This window comes from Sphingomonas sp. P4_D12 (assembly GCF_056401895.1).
Map to the genome: position 1 here is coordinate 139,035 of NZ_JBFUIL010000005.1, position 16,078 is coordinate 155,112.

At 62.6% G+C, this 16,078-nt stretch carries 14 protein-coding genes; 5 read left to right on the plus strand and 9 right to left on the minus strand.

From position 1 onward, the window contains the following. Nucleotides 1-29: 29 nt before the first annotated feature. Entirely contained in the window at nt 30-593 is a 564-nt protein-coding gene (locus AC1DSD_RS10780) for a YqgE/AlgH family protein (RefSeq protein ID WP_478030026.1), read from the plus strand. A 31-nt stretch (nt 594-624) separates the two neighbouring features. Continuing rightward, the gene (locus AC1DSD_RS10785; RefSeq protein WP_478030027.1) at nt 625-1,326 is read left to right on the plus strand and encodes a GNAT family N-acetyltransferase; all 702 of its coding nucleotides are present in this window, start codon (nt 625-627) and stop codon (nt 1,324-1,326) included. 18 nt (nt 1,327-1,344) lie between these two features. On the opposite strand, the gene AC1DSD_RS10790 is transcribed toward AC1DSD_RS10785, so the two are convergent. After that, a complete protein-coding gene (locus AC1DSD_RS10790) occupies nt 1,345-1,848 on the minus strand; it encodes a helix-turn-helix domain-containing protein (protein WP_478030028.1) in 504 nt (167 codons plus the stop codon). Nucleotides 1,849-2,013: 165 nt separating this feature from the next. On the opposite strand from AC1DSD_RS10790, the gene AC1DSD_RS10795 reads away from it, so the two are divergent. Continuing rightward, entirely contained in the window at nt 2,014-3,471 is a 1,458-nt protein-coding gene (locus AC1DSD_RS10795; protein WP_478030029.1) for a S41 family peptidase, read from the plus strand. Nucleotides 3,472-3,510: 39 nt separating this feature from the next. Here AC1DSD_RS10795 and AC1DSD_RS10800 read toward each other — a convergent pair whose 3' ends face one another. Then, a complete protein-coding gene (locus AC1DSD_RS10800) occupies nt 3,511-4,371 on the minus strand; it encodes a sigma-70 family RNA polymerase sigma factor (protein ID WP_478030030.1) in 861 nt (286 codons plus the stop codon). Then, a complete protein-coding gene (locus AC1DSD_RS10805) occupies nt 4,359-4,814 on the minus strand; it encodes a carboxymuconolactone decarboxylase family protein (protein WP_478030462.1) in 456 nt (151 codons plus the stop codon). The genes AC1DSD_RS10800 and AC1DSD_RS10805 overlap by 13 nt, the downstream gene beginning before the upstream one ends. 148 nt (nt 4,815-4,962) lie before the next feature. On the opposite strand from AC1DSD_RS10805, the gene AC1DSD_RS10810 reads away from it, so the two are divergent. Continuing rightward, nucleotides 4,963-5,787, plus strand: a complete 825-nt coding sequence (locus AC1DSD_RS10810) for a sterol desaturase family protein (protein WP_478030031.1) — start codon at nt 4,963-4,965, stop codon at nt 5,785-5,787. A gap of 83 nt (nt 5,788-5,870) precedes the next feature. Beyond that, the gene (ahcY, locus tag AC1DSD_RS10815) at nt 5,871-7,277 is read left to right on the plus strand and encodes an adenosylhomocysteinase (protein WP_478030032.1); all 1,407 of its coding nucleotides are present in this window, start codon (nt 5,871-5,873) and stop codon (nt 7,275-7,277) included. Between the two features lie 310 nt (nt 7,278-7,587). On the opposite strand, the gene AC1DSD_RS10820 is transcribed toward ahcY, so the two are convergent. The 6 genes from AC1DSD_RS10820 to AC1DSD_RS10845 all read right to left on the minus strand — a co-directional run bounded on the left by AC1DSD_RS10820 (nt 7,588) and on the right by AC1DSD_RS10845 (nt 15,982). Then, on the minus strand, nt 7,588-7,872 hold the full coding sequence (locus AC1DSD_RS10820; protein ID WP_478030033.1) for a hypothetical protein: 285 nt from the start codon (nt 7,870-7,872) through the stop codon (nt 7,588-7,590). After that, entirely contained in the window at nt 7,863-8,321 is a 459-nt protein-coding gene (locus AC1DSD_RS10825; RefSeq protein ID WP_478030480.1) for a hypothetical protein, read from the minus strand. The genes AC1DSD_RS10820 and AC1DSD_RS10825 overlap by 10 nt, the downstream gene beginning before the upstream one ends. Beyond that, the gene (locus tag AC1DSD_RS10830; RefSeq protein ID WP_478030034.1) at nt 8,269-9,855 is read right to left on the minus strand and encodes a sulfotransferase family protein; all 1,587 of its coding nucleotides are present in this window, start codon (nt 9,853-9,855) and stop codon (nt 8,269-8,271) included. Before AC1DSD_RS10830 ends, AC1DSD_RS10825 begins: the two co-directional genes overlap by 53 nt. Before the next feature lies 1 nt (nt 9,856). Continuing rightward, a complete protein-coding gene (locus AC1DSD_RS10835; protein WP_478030035.1) occupies nt 9,857-10,642 on the minus strand; it encodes a hypothetical protein in 786 nt (261 codons plus the stop codon). 82 nt (nt 10,643-10,724) lie between these two features. Continuing rightward, the gene (locus AC1DSD_RS10840) at nt 10,725-13,892 is read right to left on the minus strand and encodes a TonB-dependent receptor plug domain-containing protein (RefSeq protein WP_478030036.1); all 3,168 of its coding nucleotides are present in this window, start codon (nt 13,890-13,892) and stop codon (nt 10,725-10,727) included. Between the two features lie 365 nt (nt 13,893-14,257). Beyond that, nucleotides 14,258-15,982, minus strand: coding sequence for a tetratricopeptide repeat-containing sulfotransferase family protein (locus tag AC1DSD_RS10845; protein ID WP_478030037.1), 1,725 nt, complete (start codon nt 15,980-15,982; stop codon nt 14,258-14,260). Nucleotides 15,983-16,078: the final 96 nt, after the last annotated feature.

The window sequence follows — 16,078 nt, forward strand, 5'->3', positions numbered from 1 at the left end:
AATCGAATACAGACCCTAAAGTGTCGACGATGGAATCGGCAGCCCCTTTTCTGACCGGACAGTTTCTTCTCGCATTGCCAGGCATCGGCGATCCGCGTTTCGAGCACGCGGTAATCGCGATGTGCGGGCACGATACGGAAGGCGCGATCGGCATCGGCATCGGCGCGACGATCAATGGGCTCGGGCTGCACGACGTGCTCGACCAGTTCGATATCGAGCCCGGCGAGGCGCCGGACGCGCCGGTTCATTTCGGCGGACCGGTCGAACCGCGCCGCGGGTTCGTGCTTCACTCGACCGACTGGTCCGGGCAGGACACGATCGACGTTGCCGGGCGCTGGGCATTGTCGGGCACGATCGACATATTGAAAGCGATCGCCGATGGGCAGGGCCCTAGCCGCTGGCTGGTGGCGCTCGGCTATGCCGGCTGGGGCGCCGGGCAGCTCGATGGCGAGATGCTGCGCCATGGCTGGTTCAATATCGCCGGCGACGAGCGGTTGCTGTTCGACACCGAAGCGGACGACCGCTGGACGGAAGGATTCGAGCGCGCCGGGATCGACCCGCGCCTGCTCGCGAGCCAGACGGGCACGGCCTGACGTTCGTTCGCTCTTGGCGGCCGCCGGAACAATGATTAGCGCCGATCATATGGGGTATGAGCAACTCGCCCGACCGGTTTGGAACGCATTGACGACGCGCTGGGCAGCGATCGCGGAAGGGGATGCGCGCGCCTGGCGGATCGACCGCGACTATGGGGTATTCGGTGCGGCTGCCGACCGCTCGCCGGAAAGCCTCGCCGCGCTGGCTGCCCTGGTGCCCGAACAAGGCGAATTGTGGATGGTCGAGCGCGAGGACTGGCCCGCGCCGCCCGGCACGCGCTTCGTGCGGCAAGCCGAATGCGTGCAAATGGTCTGCGAGAGACTGGCAGCGAGAAAGCCGCCGGCGTTCGAGATCGTCGACCTCAAGGAGGACGATGCGTCTGCCATGTATGATCTCGCGATGCTGACCCGACCGGGTCCCTATGCCGCGCATACCAATCGGCTCGGCGACTTCATCGGCGTGAAGCAGCATGGCGCGCTGATCGCAATGGCGGGCGAGCGGATGAAGATGCCCGGCCTCAGCGAGGTGAGCGGCGTGTGCACGCATCCCGACCGTCGCGGCCGCGGTTATGCCGGGGCGTTGATGCGCGTCGTGGCGGAGCGCATGCTGGCGAAGGGCGAGACGCCCTGGCTGCACGCCTATGCCAGTAATGCGGGCGCAATCGCGCTCTACGAGACCCTGGGCTTCCGCCTTCACGGCACGGTGACCGCGAGCACGCTTGTCCGCGCTTAGGGTCGCGGGTGCGCCGCGCTAGCAAATGGTGCTGCGGAAGAACCTGACCTCGCTGATGTCGCGATTGACGAATGCGTGGGGCACCGCGCTGTCGAACAGATGGCTGCCGGGTTCGATCCGTTTCGCCTCGCCTGCATATTCCAGGGTCAAGCATCCCGAAACCACCACCAGCAGGACGTGCCAGCCCGGGGGGTCGGCGCCCGCATCGTAGCGATCGCCGGGAGCCAGCCGCCATTCCCAGGTCTCGACCTCCCGCCGGGCCTCGACGCTGGACAACAGGATACCCTGGCCGCCGTGCCGTCCGGCCCAGCCCGGTTTGTTGAGGATCTGCGAGCGGGGCAAAGCGGGATCGCTGACGAGTTCCGCCAGCGTGACGTTCAACGCGGCGCCGATTCGGTCGAGCGTCGCCGTGCTGACGCTGGTCGAGCCGCTTTCAACGCCGCCGATCATCCGTGGGCTGACTCCGGACGCCCGCGCCAGCGCCAATTGACTCATGCCCGCCGCGACACGCCGCGCGCGCACATTCTCGGCGACGTGCTGAAGGAATGAAGGGAGCGGTTGACTCGGCAATATTTTGCTGACCTATATGGCAATATATTGCCGATTATCAGGAAATCACGATCCATGCGAGCCTTTGCCCGCCGCGCCGCACGCGGCCTCGCGTTATGGAGTGCGATAGCCTTATGCGTGTCGGCGCTTCCGGCCGGTGGGCAAGCGCAACCGGCCGGCGAGTCATCGGGCCAATTGACGTCGGCGCAGGCGCGCGAGGATTTCGATCTGGTGATCGCAGCAGTCGAAGCCGGGCTGCCGAACATCTATTGGCATCAATCGGCCGAGCATTGGCGTACGGCGAAGGCGCGGGCGAGCGCGGCGCTGGCCCAGGTTCGCGACGATTGGAGCCTCTACCGCCTTCTCATTCCCCTGATGAGCGGGATCGGCGAAGGGCATCTGAGTTTCCAGCCGAGCGAGGCAATGCTTCTTGCCGGCAGGAATTCGCGTCGCTTTCCGCTCGATCTGCACTGGAATACCGAGGGCGTGTTCGTCGTCGCAGGCCATGGCGATGCCGCCGATATCGCCCGTGGTACGCGGCTGCTGTCGATCGATGGCGAAGGGTTCGATACGCTCGTGCGCGAGATCATGATCGCCTACGGTACCGACGGCTCGATCCCGACCCAGGCGATGCGCGCTGCCGGGGGTGCCGGCTATGCGAGTTTTCGGTACCGGCTGCGCGGTGAAGAACCGGTCTTTCACCTGCGCCTGCGGGTCGCCGATGGATCGACGGTCGAGCGCGACGTCCATCCGATCCCTTATAGCGGTCGCCCGGCTCTTCCCGAAACGACCACGTCGACCCTAGCGACGCTCGAATGGGTCAATCCCGTGACCGCCTATCTTTCGGTGCCGACCTTCAGCAACAAGAGATATCGCGCCGCGGGAGCGAAGTTTCCGGATACGATCAAGGCGCGGTTCACCGAAATCGCGCGCGGCGGGGCGAGGAACCTGATCCTCGATCTGCGCGAGAATGGCGGCGGATCGGAGCCGAATGAGAGTATACTCTTTTCCTATCTGACGTCACGGCTGCTGCACAAATATGCTGCGGTGGAAGCGCGCGGTAGCGCGGTGTCGATCACGAGCAATTCCGGGAAGCACTTCGAGACGACGGTGTTCGACGACGAGGAATTGCGTGGACAGCGCAGGATCAACGGCGGTCGGTTGTTGCGGCTGAACAAGGCACCGGAGGGCCTGATGTCGCGCTGGGCCGTGTTCGCACCGGTCTTTCACGGTCGATTGGTGGTCCTGGCCGGTGGCAGGACCTTCTCGGGCGGCGCCGAGCTCGCGTCGATGCTCTGGCACACCCATCGCGGCGTTTTCGTCGGCGAGGAAGTGGGTGGCAGCGATCAGGGCAATACCAGCGGCTATAGCTGGAACGTCGTGCTGCCCAATTCGGGGTTGCGCTTGTCGGTTCCGCTCCTGCAATTTCGGCTCAACTGGCGTCCGATGCAGGCCGATCGCGGGGTGTTTCCCCAATGCGATGTGCCGCCGGAGGTGATGGAGATCGGCAACCGCAAGGACAAGGCATGGCGCGTCGCGCTGACCCTGCTCGACCAGAATTGGGTGAAGCCAGCAAACGCGGTTTGCCCCCGATAGCGGCAGTCATGCCGGCAGGGTCGGGCAGGCGCGGCGTGCTCAGTGCAACGCGCCCTCCAGGTGCCGCAGCTTGTCCGGATTGCGCATCACGTAGATCGCCTTGATGCGGCCGTTCTCGATCAGTAGCGCGGTGGTCTGGAGTACGCCATCGGCCTCGCGGGTGACGAAGCCAGGCAGGCCGTTGATCCAGGCGAAGCGGATCAGCTCGCCGAAACGGCCCTGGAGCAGGCGCTGGATCGCTGCATAGGTGCGCGTGACCTCTTCCGAGCCGAGCATGATGCGCGCCGCGGCGGGCCGCTTGCCGCCGCCATCCGAATAAAGGCTCACATCGTCCGCCAGCATAGCGCCCAGGACGCCGATCTCGCCGCGCGTCGCCGCGAAAAAGGCCTGGGCGATCTCCAGGCCATGTTCGCGCTCGACCGGGAAGCGGGGCTTTTCCGCCCGGACATGCTCGCGGGCCCTGCTGGCGAGCTGACGGCAGGCCGCTGCGTCGCGGCCGAGGCTTTCGGCGACGTCGTCGAAGCTTTCACCAAATACATCGTGGAGCAGGAAGGCCGCGCGTTCGAGCGGGGACAGCCGCTCGAGCGCGAGCATGAGGGGGAGAGTGACATCCTCCACTTCCTCGGCCTCGACCACCGGTTCGGGCAGCCAGGGGCCGATATATTCCTCGCGCCGCACCCGCGCCGACTTGAGCTGGTCCAAACATAGCCGCGTGACCACGCGGCGCAGGAACGCCTCGGGCACGCGGACCGCGTCGCGATCAGTGTCGGCCCAGCGCAGCCAGGCGTCCTGCACCACATCCTCGGCATCGGCGACCGAGCCGAGCATGCGGTAGGCGACGCGCATCAGCCGAGGCCGAAGCGCGTCGAATTGGGCAGCGGCGTCGCTCACGCCTTCCATCCGAGGCTCGGCTCGAACAGGTGGAAAGCGACCGCCAGGCGGTTCCAGCCATTGATCACGTTGATCATCATCGTGAGCTTGATCTGCTCCTCCTTGCTGAATTGCGCATCAAGCGCGGCATAGACATCGTCCGGGGCGCCCTTGTCCGCGATCAGCGTCAGCGCCTCGGTCCAACCCAGCGCCGCGCGCTCGCGGTCGGTATAGCACGGCGCCTCGCGCCATGCCGAGGTCAGATAGATGCGCTGTTCGGTCTCGCCGGCCTGGCGCGCCTCGAACGTGTGCATGTTGATGCAATTTGCACAGCCGTTGATCTGCGACGAGCGGATCTTGACCAGTTCGAGCAACGGCTTTTCGAGGCCGCTTTCGGCGACCTGGTTCGAATAAGCGAGAAACGCCTGCGTGACCTCGGGGGCGGCGGTCCAGGCATTGAGGCGGGGAGTCATCATGATCGGGTCCTTTTCATCAGGGTTGCGTAGACCTGACGAGACAGCGTGGGCCGATGTGACATGGGCCGAAGATTTTTTCCGGCGCACTGATTTTTCGACCGCCATTTAACCACTTGGGAGTGATCCGCGTGGCAAGCATCGTCCCATGCGCTTCGCCGAACTCCTGTTCACATATTTACCGGCCGCGACGCCCTGGCTTTTCTCCTTCGCGTTGATGACCGCGCTTGAATTGCTGTTGCCGCGCGACCGCCATTCGCTGCGCGGCCGTCTGCCGGGGATTCTGTTCTGGGCGATCTGGCTGCCGGTGATGGCGGCAACCTATACGGCGTTCCGCGCGATATGGCATTGGCTGGGGTTGGAGCCGATCCTGATCCTGCCGCTCGAATTCCGCTGGGCCGGACCGTTCGCCATGATCCTGGCACCGGTCGCCGGCGCGGCGGTCTATGACTTCTTCTTCTACTGGTGCCACCGCGCTCAGCATCGATGGTTCTGGCGCTATCACGCAGTCCATCATTCGATGCGCGAGATGAACGCGGTCAACGCCTATCACCATATTACCGAACCGTTCTTCCAGGCCGTGCTCCTGCTGTTGCCGGCCAGCTTGTTCGGCAGCGACACGGGGTATCTGGCGCCGGCGATGGCGGTGCTACTACACCTCCATTCCTCGTTCATCCACTCGCCGACCAGCGTCCATCTCGGGCCGCTCCGGGTGTTTTTCTGCGACAACCGCTTTCATCGCATCCACCATTCGCTCGAGGAGCGTCATTTTGATCGCAACTTCGGGGCATTCACGACCCTGTGGGATCGCCTGTTCGGCACCGCGCATTTTCCCGCGGCGGACGAATGGCCCGATGTCGGACTTGCCGAGATCGACCAGCCACGCGACGTGATCGCCTGGGCGACCTTGCCCTATCGCCTTGGCCGGCAGGACGATCCGGCGCGCGCAACGACCGCTCCGGCGAACATATAAAGAAATCTTTATATCGAGATTGCAATCGGGCCGCCGGTTAGGTAGGGGAGCCGCATCAACCGACTTTTCCGGAGATTTTTGACGTGGCCACCGTGCTCGACCGTACGACCGATTATGTCGTCAAGGACCTTTCCCTCGCCGATTTCGGCCGTGCGGAGATCAACATCGCCGAGACCGAGATGCCGGGCCTGATGGCGCTGCGTCAGGAGTTCGGCGCGTCGCAGCCCCTCAAGGGTGCGCGCATCACCGGCTCGCTGCACATGACGATTCAGACCGCGGTGCTGATCGAGACGCTCACCGCGCTGGGCGCGAAGGTGCGCTGGGCGACCTGCAACATCTATTCGACCCAGGACCATGCCGCCGCCGCGATCGCCGCGTCGGGCGTGCCGGTGTTCGCGATCAAGGGCGAGACCCTCGCCGAATATTGGGACTATGTCGGCTCGATCTTCGATTGGGGCGACGAGACCTGCAACATGATCCTCGACGATGGCGGCGATGCGACGATGTTCGCTTTGTGGGGCGCCAAGCTCGAGGCCGGTGAAACCTTTGCCGAGCCCGAGAATGAGGAAGAGATCGAGATGCAGCGCGCGGTGAAGGAATTCATCAAGCGCAAGCCCGGCTACCTCACCGAGACGGTCAAGAACATCAAGGGCGTGTCGGAAGAGACCACCACCGGCGTCCATCGTCTGTACGCGATCGCCAAGAAGGGCGAGCTGCCGTTCCCGGCGATCAACGTCAACGACAGCGTGACCAAGTCGAAGTTCGACAACCTCTATGGCTGCAAGGAATCGCTGGTCGACGCGATCCGTCGCGGCACCGACGTAATGCTCGCCGGCAAGGTCGCCTGCGTCGCCGGCTTCGGTGACGTCGGCAAGGGTTCGGCGGCGTCGCTGCGCAATGGCGGCGCCCGCGTGCTGGTGACCGAGGTCGATCCGATCTGCGCGCTGCAGGCGGCGATGGAAGGCTATGAAGTGGTGACGATGGAGGAAGCGGTGACCCGCGCCGACATCTTCTGCACCGCGACCGGCAATGCCGATGTGATCACCGCCGATCACATGAAGGGCATGAAGAACATGGCGATCGTCTGCAACATCGGCCATTTCGACAGCGAGATCCAGATTTCGGCGCTGTCCAACTACAAGTGGACCGAAGTGAAGCCGCAGGTCGACCTGGTCGAGTTCCCCGACGGCAAGCAGATCATCATCCTGTCCAAGGGCCGGCTGGTGAACCTGGGCAACGCGACCGGCCATCCGTCGTTCGTGATGTCGTCGTCATTCACCAACCAGACGCTGGCGCAGATCGAACTGTTCACCAAGGCCGGCGAATATAAGAACGACGTCTTCGTCCTGCCGAAGCATCTCGACGAGAAGGTCGCTGAACTCCACCTCGAAAAGCTGGGCGTGAAGCTGACCAAGCTCACCCAGAAGCAGGCCGACTATATCGGCGTGCCGGTCGAGGGGCCGTTCAAGCCGGATCATTATCGGTACTGAGTGGCCAACGCCGATTAGGTAAAGGAGAGGGCGGTCCTGCGGGGTCGCCCTTTTCGGTTCAGGCAATGTCGTCAGCGTCAAGACCTCGCTGACCATTCGTACGTCGAAGAACCAGCCGGGCTCCCGGTCGGCGAGGAATCGGCGCCAACCGGATTTGGGGGGATGCAAGTGGGTAGCCCCGAACCTCTGGGCTATTTAGGGATTGTTACACGTGGCACCGGAATTCCATAATCCCATCGACAGTGCCTCCTTGGCCCTGCCATTGAATCAATCAATCGCGTCTCGTACAAGCAATTGATAGGTCCTGCGCCTAGGTACTCCTTCCAAAAATTAGTAGGAACGCCCCTAAAACAAAAAAAATAACGAAAGCAATGCCAAAGCGGCGGCAGTAATTTAATGCCACCCCGCCTGGGTAGTGCTCCTTGTATTTCGCCATTACATAGAAACCGCTGAAAGGCGGCACGATTTTTCCGAGGATACTGATCTTCTGCAGGGACTTTACCATAGAATAGAAATGATAGTTCGCCGCAATCATGCAACCTGCGGCGACGGCGAGGAGGACACCGGTGGCGGAAAGCTGCAGAGTTAGCGGCATGGCGCCCTCAGGCTCATCATCACATCGTCCATAGCCGAGGCCGCGGGCGCCCTACCTAATTGGAGTGGTTGCGAATAATAGGTCGTGTTGACGTTGCCCGTCACAGCCCCAATTCCGACCAACTGGCCAATGTTGGCACCTAGTGTCACGTTCGCAACAGTAACGCCGTTGCGGTCGGGCACAAGTCCGCTAAGTTCGCGACCGCCGCCCGTGCAACTATTGCCTGACGCGATCGAGCCACCGATCAGTGGGCCGGACAGCGCGGCGCCTGTAAATCCTTTCGAATAATTGGAATTGTCCGCATTGAGGTTCCATGCCATCCCGGCATAGACATTGCCGGACAAACCGGCGTTCCAACCCGCATGGACGCCGCCATAGGCGGCGGCCCTTTTCGTATCAAGCGGCGAGGTCGCCCAGCGTATCGCGCAGTGGGCCGAGCCATTCGGCATAAGGCTCCCACACACCCAGACCGTCGCGGTTGAGCGGGCGACGGACCTGCTCGCTCGATGGCGTGCGTACGACTCGTTCGTTCCTGTGAAAGTCGAGAATCGCCGGGTCCCAGGGCAGGCCGAGAGAGTCGAGTGCCGCGCGCAATTCGGGCTCGGGATCGGCGATCAGCCGCTCGTAATCGACGTGGTGCACAAGGCTCGGCGCCACCGCGTCGAGGTGCCGCATCATCCGGATATAGTCGATATAGCAGCGCCCGATATCGGTGAGCGCGAATGACGAGGCGTGCGCGTTCGAGAAGGATTGGGTGAAGTTGGAAAAGCAACAATCCATGGCGGGCCGTCGGATATCGAGAAAGCGCGCCTGGGGAAGAATTCGCTTCACGAACAGGATGTTGCTCCAATTGTGGGGCAGTTTGTCGAGGAAGAATCGCGTGCCCGCGCGCCGGTGCAGCGCCGCGCGCGCGAGATAGTCTCGGCCCATTGCCGCCGCTGTCGCGCCATCGAGTTGCGCGATGAGTTGCGGTACGGTGACGCGCCCACGCCGCGTCGCCAGCTCCATCGCAGTCCGCAGCAGGGCAGGGACATAGGGCAGCTCTCCGACCGGCTCGATCTCCGCATGGCTACCCAGCATCTGTTCGAGCAGGGTCGAACCCGACCGCGGCAGGCTGACGATGAATACCGGCACGATATCGGCATCGGGTGCCTCACCGAGTTTTGCGACGAAGTGCGTATCGACCAGTTGGGCGATTTCGTCGATTTCGGCGGTCAGTTCGCTGGCGTCATAGCCGATCCATTCGGCGCGTTCGGCGTTGCCCTGCGCATAATGGCGGAACGCCTCGGCGTAGAGGCCCCGATCATGAAGCGCGCGGCCGAGTGCGAAATGCAGCGGAGCGCTGTTCCGAACATCGACCGCGTCCGCGGCGCCACGCTGCATCGTCGCGACGTCGTCGTCGGTAAGCACTCGGCTCTTGATGCTGGCCAGCGCCCACCAGGCTTCACCGCACTCATAGTCGTCGGCCAGCGGCGTTCGATAAGCCGTGATCGCTTCGGGAACGCGGCCGGCGGCGCGTAGCGCGTGGCCATACTGGATCCAGAAACGAGTCTTGTCGGGATAGTCGCGCGTCAGCTGCTCGTAGATCGTGATCGATTCGGTGTTACGGCCGAGTTTGTCGAGTATCGCCGCTCGCAGCGCGCGGATTTCGGGATCGGTCGTTTCGCGCTCGAGCTGGGCGAACATCGCATCGGATTCGGCGATGCGCTCCTGCTGATTGACGACCAGCGCGAGGAGACGACGCGTGCCGAAATCGTCGCCGCCGCGCGTGATTGCCTGGCGCAGGAAGTGCTCGGCCTGACCGAGCGCGCCCAGCGCGTTGGCGATCTCGCCCAGCATCGTCAGACCGCGCGGTTCGCCCGGATGCTGCCGCAGATGCGTCATCACGCATTCCGCGGCCTGGTCGAACCGAGCACCGCTCATCAGCCTGCGGGCCTGCGCCAGCTGCGGGAAGCCGGAAATCGTGGAGCGAAGCCCGGTCATGTCACGCATAGCCCAGCAGCGCACGCAGACCGGGCGCGTGATAATCGACCAGCGCGCGATGGCGCGGTCCAAGCGTGTCAGGCAGTTCGCGCGCAATGCCTGTCAGGTTCTCGCGCGCGGTTCCGCTCTGGCGGCGGTCGGCACCAACCCGTACGCGCTCGCGCCAGTCGTCTGGCCGGTCGATCGCGCAAGCAGCGAGCAGATCGGCGAAGAACGTCTCCGATGCCGCTGAATCGAGGTCGGTGAGGGCCGCAGACAAATCCTCCAGCCTGACCGGCCAGACGCGCGCGCCGAGCCAAGCAGCGGCATTGAGCTCGTAGGTATCGTTGAGCGAGGGCTCGCGGCCCGGCAGGCCGAAGATCATCATCGTCAGCAGCTCGTCGAGGCTGAGTGACTCCGACTTCAAATGGTCGACATTGCCGACGAATTGCTCGGACAAGAAGAATCGCGCCCGGGCGATCACCCAGTCATAGGGATCGCGGTAGAGCAGGATGCGGCGTGCTGCCGCGGTTTCTATCAGCGAGGCGTCGGCGAGGAACAGATGTCCCCAGCTCAGCATCGGCTTGGCGGGGTCGAAAGCGGCCCGATGCTGCTGCAGGGTCGGCCATTGGACGAAGTCGCGATTCCATTGCTGGTCGACAGGGACGAACATGCGCAAGATATTGCGCAGCAGGTGACTGCCGCTCTTGGGTATGCTGTTGAGGAATACCGGACTGCGCAAGCGAGCCTGCGCGAAACGGCCATTCTCAGCGTCGAGCGTGTCAGCCAGGACGAACACATTGGGCATCACGCTATCCTAGAAGCGACGGCGGGCAGAGACAAACCGGGCGGCATGTCGCCACGCCGCCCAGCCAGTTTCCGGTGTCGGATCAGAACTTCGTCGAAACGTTCACGAAGCCCTTACGACCGACGAAGCTGTATTGCGACGCAGCCACTACCGGACCGAGCATCGAAATCTCGCCGCCGTTCAGGACTGACACGCGCGGTGGACGCTTGTCGAAGATGTTGCTGAGACCGAGCGTGATCGAGAACTTGCCATCGGCGATATCCTGCGTGATCGACATGTTGTGGTAGAACACCGCCGAGGTGGTGAGCACTGGGCAATAGGTGCCCCGTATCGATGAATTGATGCACCGCTGGCCGCCATTGTCCCGCAGGAAGTCCTTCAAATTGGACGTGCCACCGATCACGTTGATTCCGTAGAACAGGCTGAGGCTCTTATTGGGTTGCCAGTTGAAGCGGAAATCGCCCACCCAACGTGGCGACCCCGCCTCGCCATTGTCTGATTCAATCGGAGAACTTGACAATAACTGTTTGTTGTCAATGAACTGCCACGTCATGTCGGCGGTGAAGTTGAACGTGCCCAGCTTGCCCAGATCCTGACGCGCGTTGAAGGTGACGTCGAGGCCGCTATTGTGCTGGCTGGCCACGTTGATGAATTTGTCCTCGACCGTCGAGATGGTCAGCGGCGCGCTGGGAATGCCGCCGCGTTGGAAGAGGCTGCACAGTGGGTCGGTTGGGAAGGTTAGCGAATTGTAGCAGCCCCGGACGATGGTCGACGCCCCGAGTTGGGAGATCTCGCCCTTCACCTTGATGTCGAAATAGTCGACCGCGAGGCTCAATCGCGTGCTTTCCCCGAAGAACGAGAATTTGGGTGTCAAAATCCCGCCGAAGACCATTGCCTTGGAGGTTTCGGAGACGAGGTCGCCAATACCGCCCTGTGCGATCGCGGTCGCCGTGATACTGCCGCCCGGATAGTTGGTCGGGATGCCATCGGCCACGCAATTGTTGTAAGTGCGCTGGTTGATGAGACCCGCCGCCAGATTGGCGGCGATCTGGATGCAGGGATCGATGGCACGCTGGCTTGGGAAGCTGGTTTCATTCGCGAGGAACTGCTCGAACAGCGCCGGCGCGCGGAACGAGGTGCCATAGCTGCCGCGGAAACGGAGCCAGTCGGTCAATGCCCAGTTGGCGCCCAGCTTGTAGGTAAAATTACCATTGTCGCTAAATGATTTGCCGTCGGATGCTCGCACCGATTTGACATTGGTGACGCGCCCTGCGAGCGAAAAAGTCAGCTCCTTGATGAGCGTGACGTCCTTCAGCAGCGGCACGTTGAGTTCGCCGAACGCCTCGTAAGTTTCCTGGCGGCCCTTGGTGATGCCCGAAGTAGACGCCCCCCATGCATTACCCGCGAGGGTGATCGCGCCCGGTACGTCGTTGATCTTGTCCTGGCGTCCGGTGACGCCGAAAGCGATGCCGAGTGGGCCGCCCGGCAGCTTGAACAATTCGCCCGACACCGACGCTTCGCCACTCAACTGGGTATAGGTCGTCTTGCCTTCCTCCCAGGAGAACAGGAAGTCGATCTGCTGTTGCGTCATCTGCCCGGCGAGGAAGTTGGGATCGGTCCACGGTAAGTCGATGCATTGCTTCTTCGAGATCGGCGTGATCATGCCGACGCACGAGCCCAGCGAACCGAAGCCCTGCTGCGTGCTGATGTCGTAGACATCTTGCAGGATCTGCTGCGTGCGGTAGCGCCCGACGCTCTTGCTATACTGGCCGTAAGCTTCGTAATGCCATTTGCCGCCGGCACCGAAATCGCCGCGCAAGCCGCCGACGGCACGCCAGTAATCGACCTTCTGGCTGCTGTCGGCCTGGTTGGTGATGCCGGTCGGGCTCAGCAGGTTGACGCCGGTCCAGCCGGGAGCCCAGAAATTGTAGGTGGTGCCAGTCCCGTAAAGGTCGCCGGTAAAGCCGAAACTCCAGAACTGGCGCCAGCCGTTCTGGTAGGTTTTGCGCCGGTTGGCAAGGAATTCGCCGAACAACTCGACCGAGTCAGAGAATTTGTACGCGCCCTCCGCATAGACCGTGTAGAGATCGGTCTTCGGGATGATCGTCTGTTCCTCGACGAACGGGTGATAGGCGTTCTGCGGCGCCAGCGAGGCGGTGTTGTAGCCCGTCGGGTACCAGCCGGGGGGCGTACCAAGGTCGCCAGAATATGCCGGGGCACCATAGGCTGGGATGCCGAGATTCTCGCCGGGATATTGATATTGCAGCAGTACCGTTTCGCCGTTGGGCGAGGTATCGAGGCCGGTGTTCGGACCGCCCGGCCCGTCGAGCTGCATATTGCCGATCAGGTTGTACGTCCAAACATGGCCCCAGCGCAGGTCCTCGCACTTGTACTTGCCGGTGCGCGGATCGATCAGATCGGCGCGGCCGCCGCCATTGGGCTTGAATGTGTACGCTTCGGGGCAGGCGAGGTAACTGCGGTCGCCGCGCCTGAGTTCGTTGGTGTGCTGATAGTCGGCCGCGATCATGAAATGGGCCTTGTTGCCCCAACTTTTTCCCCAGATCGCATTGATGCGATATTCCTCGCCACCGCCGTCGAACGGCTTCGAGACATTACCGTCGAGCTGGAGGCCGTTGGTATCGGTCTTGGTGATGATATTGACCACGCCCGCGACGGCGTCCGAGCCGTAAACCGACGACGCGCCCGTCTTGAGCACTTCGATACTGGAGACGATCGATTGCGGTAGAACGTTCAGGTCGAACGCCGATACCGCTCCGCGTGTACCCGCCGGACCGGCGCGCCGTCCGTTCAGCAACACGAGAGTGCGATTGGCACCGAGCCCGCGCAAGTCGATGGTCTGCGCACCCGGGCCGCCCGCGGTAACGAAATTGGAGGACAAGGCCGACGTAATCTGCGTCGAGCCGGCCGCGATCGGCGAACTCTGCAGCATATTGGCGACATCAAATTTGCCCTCGCGCATGGCGACCTGCGGGCTGATCACCGTGACCGGGTCAGGGCTGTTGAAAGGGGTGACCGTCTTGATGCGCGATCCCGTGACGATAATTTCGTTGGTGCCGTCTTTATCCTTCTGCGCGTCGGCGAGTGGGTCCTTTAAGGTATCCGGAGCCGTTGCACTGATCGACTGATCGTCGGGCGGGGTTGTTTGACCCCAAGCAGCCGACGCTTGGAACAACGCTATGAACGCGACAGAACACAGCGCGCTGGACGCGCGCAGAGACGTTTTTCGCATCGAGGCCCCCTTTTTTTGACCTATTTATGCGAGTGAGACTGCATTGCTGCGCTGCGGCGATCAAGTCCCTAAATTAACGCTACATGAATACATGGTTCATTCAGAAAATATTAGCCGAATTCAGGTGCTAAAGCCCGAAATCGACAAAAATTGTCACGCCGGTGCAGTCAAGCGTTGCCCGCAAGCAACAGCGTCCCAGGAAAGTGGGAGAGGAGCTTGGAAACCGATCAAGCTCGGCCCGAAGCACGTCGATATATTGGCGTGTCGGTCGAGGGGCCGAACGAGCTGGATCATTATCGGTATTGATCCCGCCTGGCAGGATCGACGGACAGGGCTGGCTTTGTCGGCCCTTTTTCGTTCGCGCTTCAGCCGGCCAGCGCAGCCTTCAGATCGTCGAGCCACGGCTCATAGTGGCGCCAGAGATCGAACGCGTCGCGGCTGATTGGCTTGCGGACCTGTTCCGAGCTTGCCGTACGGACTGGCCGCGCATTTTCATGGGGGCGCAAACACGCTTCCTCGAACGGCAAGTCGAGATAGTTGAGCAGGGCACGGATTTCCCGCTCGGGATCGGCCGCCAGCGATTCGTGCTGAACGCGATGTACCAGGCCGGGCAGGATCCTGTCGAAATGGTCCATCGCCCGGATGTAATCGCGATAATAGCTTCCGAGATCCTGCATCGAATAAGCGAAGGTTTGCCCGCGCGAGAAATGCTGACGGAAGTTCGAGAAGCAGCAAGCCATCGCATCGCGCCGCGCGTCGATGATTTTCGCGTTGGGCAGGATCAGATGGATCAGGCCGAGGTAGCGCCAGTTATTGGGCAGCTTGTCGACGAAGAACGGCCGGGAAGTCTTTCGTTTGGAAGCCGAATTCGCGATGTAGCGCTCGCCGAGCTCGCGTAGGTTGGTTGGAGTGAGGCGCTTTATGACGGCCGGGTAGGCTGCCGCACGGTTCTGCCAGTCCTTGGCGACCAACGATTGAACGATGAGCGGGATATCGGGCAGTTCCGACGTGCCCTCGATCTGCGAATGGCTCGCCAGAATCTGTTCGACGAGCGTGGAGCCGGCGCGGGGCATGCCGATGACGAAGATCGGGTCGGGCAGGGGGCAGCCCATTCCGCCATGTTCGGCGAAGAATGCGCGATCGAACAAGGCAATCGAGGCGTCGACCTCATCGGAAATCGCAGCGCGATCATGCGGCTCCTGCTCGAGCCGAAGCCGGTTGCCGTCGGTATAATGGCGGAACGAGGCTTCCCATTCCTTGCGGTCCTCGAACGCCTTGCCCAGGGCGAAATGCAGATAGAGTTGCTTGGTCGGCGCGGTGGCACGCCGCAGCGCGGCCTCCATCTTCGAAAGGTCATCCGCCTCGACCTTGTTGGCCTTCAATTCGGCCAGCGACCACCAGGCCTCGGCGAGCTCGGGCTCGAGCGTCGTGGCACGACGATAGGCAGCGACCGAGTCGGATTGCCGGCCGATCGTCTTCAGGAGGTGGCCGTACCGTAGCCAGACTTCCGGATGGTCGCCGACCGTGTCGAGGAGACCGGCATAGGTCTGTGCCGCCTCGTCATAGCTTCCGGTTTGGGCCAGGATATCGGCCTTGGATGCCGCCGCGCCGACATGCCCGGGATTGTCGGCGATGACGTGGTCGAGCGATGCCAGCGCTTCGTCCAAGCGGCCCTGGGAGAAGAAGACCAGCGCCAGGCTGACGCGCGCGTCGGGATAGTCCGGTGCCACCGACGCAGCGTGCGTCAACAGTCGCTCCGCTTCCGGAAAAATACCCAGGGCGGACGCGATCTCGGCCAGCATCATCGTGGCGACGACGTCGTCGGGCGACCGCGACAATTGCGCTCGCAACAGACGCTCCGCGGAAGCGAGGTCGTTCCCGGCGATCGCGATGCGGGCAGAACGGATGTCGGGCAATCGCAGCGTCGCGTTGATCGCCGCCAGATCGGCCTTGGCGGCCCTCTCTCTTTGACCAAGCTTTCGCAACGCTTGCCCGAGCAAGCGCAGCGCGTCGGGCTGGCCCGGGGTGACTTCAAGGATTGCTGTCGCCTGTTCGGCGGCGCCGACGGGATTGCGATCAAGCAGCCGCATCCCGTTTTCGAGCGCGGCCCGAAGAGAGCCGATATCCTCAGGCATGGCCGAGCGATGCCAGCAAAGTCCGCAATCCGCTACAAAAAAGGGGCCGGG

What these genes read in the sequence shown, in the direction of transcription:
- AC1DSD_RS10785 (WP_478030027.1), top strand. Translation starts at nt 625, where the DNA reads ATGATTAGCGCCGATCATATGGGGTATGAGCAACTCGCCCGACCGGTT.
- AC1DSD_RS10820 (WP_478030033.1), bottom strand. Translation starts at nt 7,872, where the DNA reads ATGCCGCTAACTCTGCAGCTTTCCGCCACCGGTGTCCTCCTCGCCGTC.
- AC1DSD_RS10830 (WP_478030034.1), bottom strand. Translation starts at nt 9,855, where the DNA reads ATGACCGGGCTTCGCTCCACGATTTCCGGCTTCCCGCAGCTGGCGCAG.
- AC1DSD_RS10800 (WP_478030030.1), bottom strand. Translation starts at nt 4,371, where the DNA reads ATGGAAGGCGTGAGCGACGCCGCTGCCCAATTCGACGCGCTTCGGCCT.
- AC1DSD_RS10845 (WP_478030037.1), bottom strand. Translation starts at nt 15,982, where the DNA reads ATGCGGCTGCTTGATCGCAATCCCGTCGGCGCCGCCGAACAGGCGACA.
- AC1DSD_RS10825 (WP_478030480.1), bottom strand. Translation starts at nt 8,321, where the DNA reads ATGCCGAATGGCTCGGCCCACTGCGCGATACGCTGGGCGACCTCGCCG.
- AC1DSD_RS10780 (WP_478030026.1), top strand. Translation starts at nt 30, where the DNA reads ATGGAATCGGCAGCCCCTTTTCTGACCGGACAGTTTCTTCTCGCATTG.
- AC1DSD_RS10835 (WP_478030035.1), bottom strand. Translation starts at nt 10,642, where the DNA reads ATGCCCAATGTGTTCGTCCTGGCTGACACGCTCGACGCTGAGAATGGC.
- AC1DSD_RS10805 (WP_478030462.1), bottom strand. Translation starts at nt 4,814, where the DNA reads ATGACTCCCCGCCTCAATGCCTGGACCGCCGCCCCCGAGGTCACGCAG.
- AC1DSD_RS10840 (WP_478030036.1), bottom strand. Translation starts at nt 13,892, where the DNA reads ATGCGAAAAACGTCTCTGCGCGCGTCCAGCGCGCTGTGTTCTGTCGCG.
- AC1DSD_RS10810 (WP_478030031.1), top strand. Translation starts at nt 4,963, where the DNA reads ATGCGCTTCGCCGAACTCCTGTTCACATATTTACCGGCCGCGACGCCC.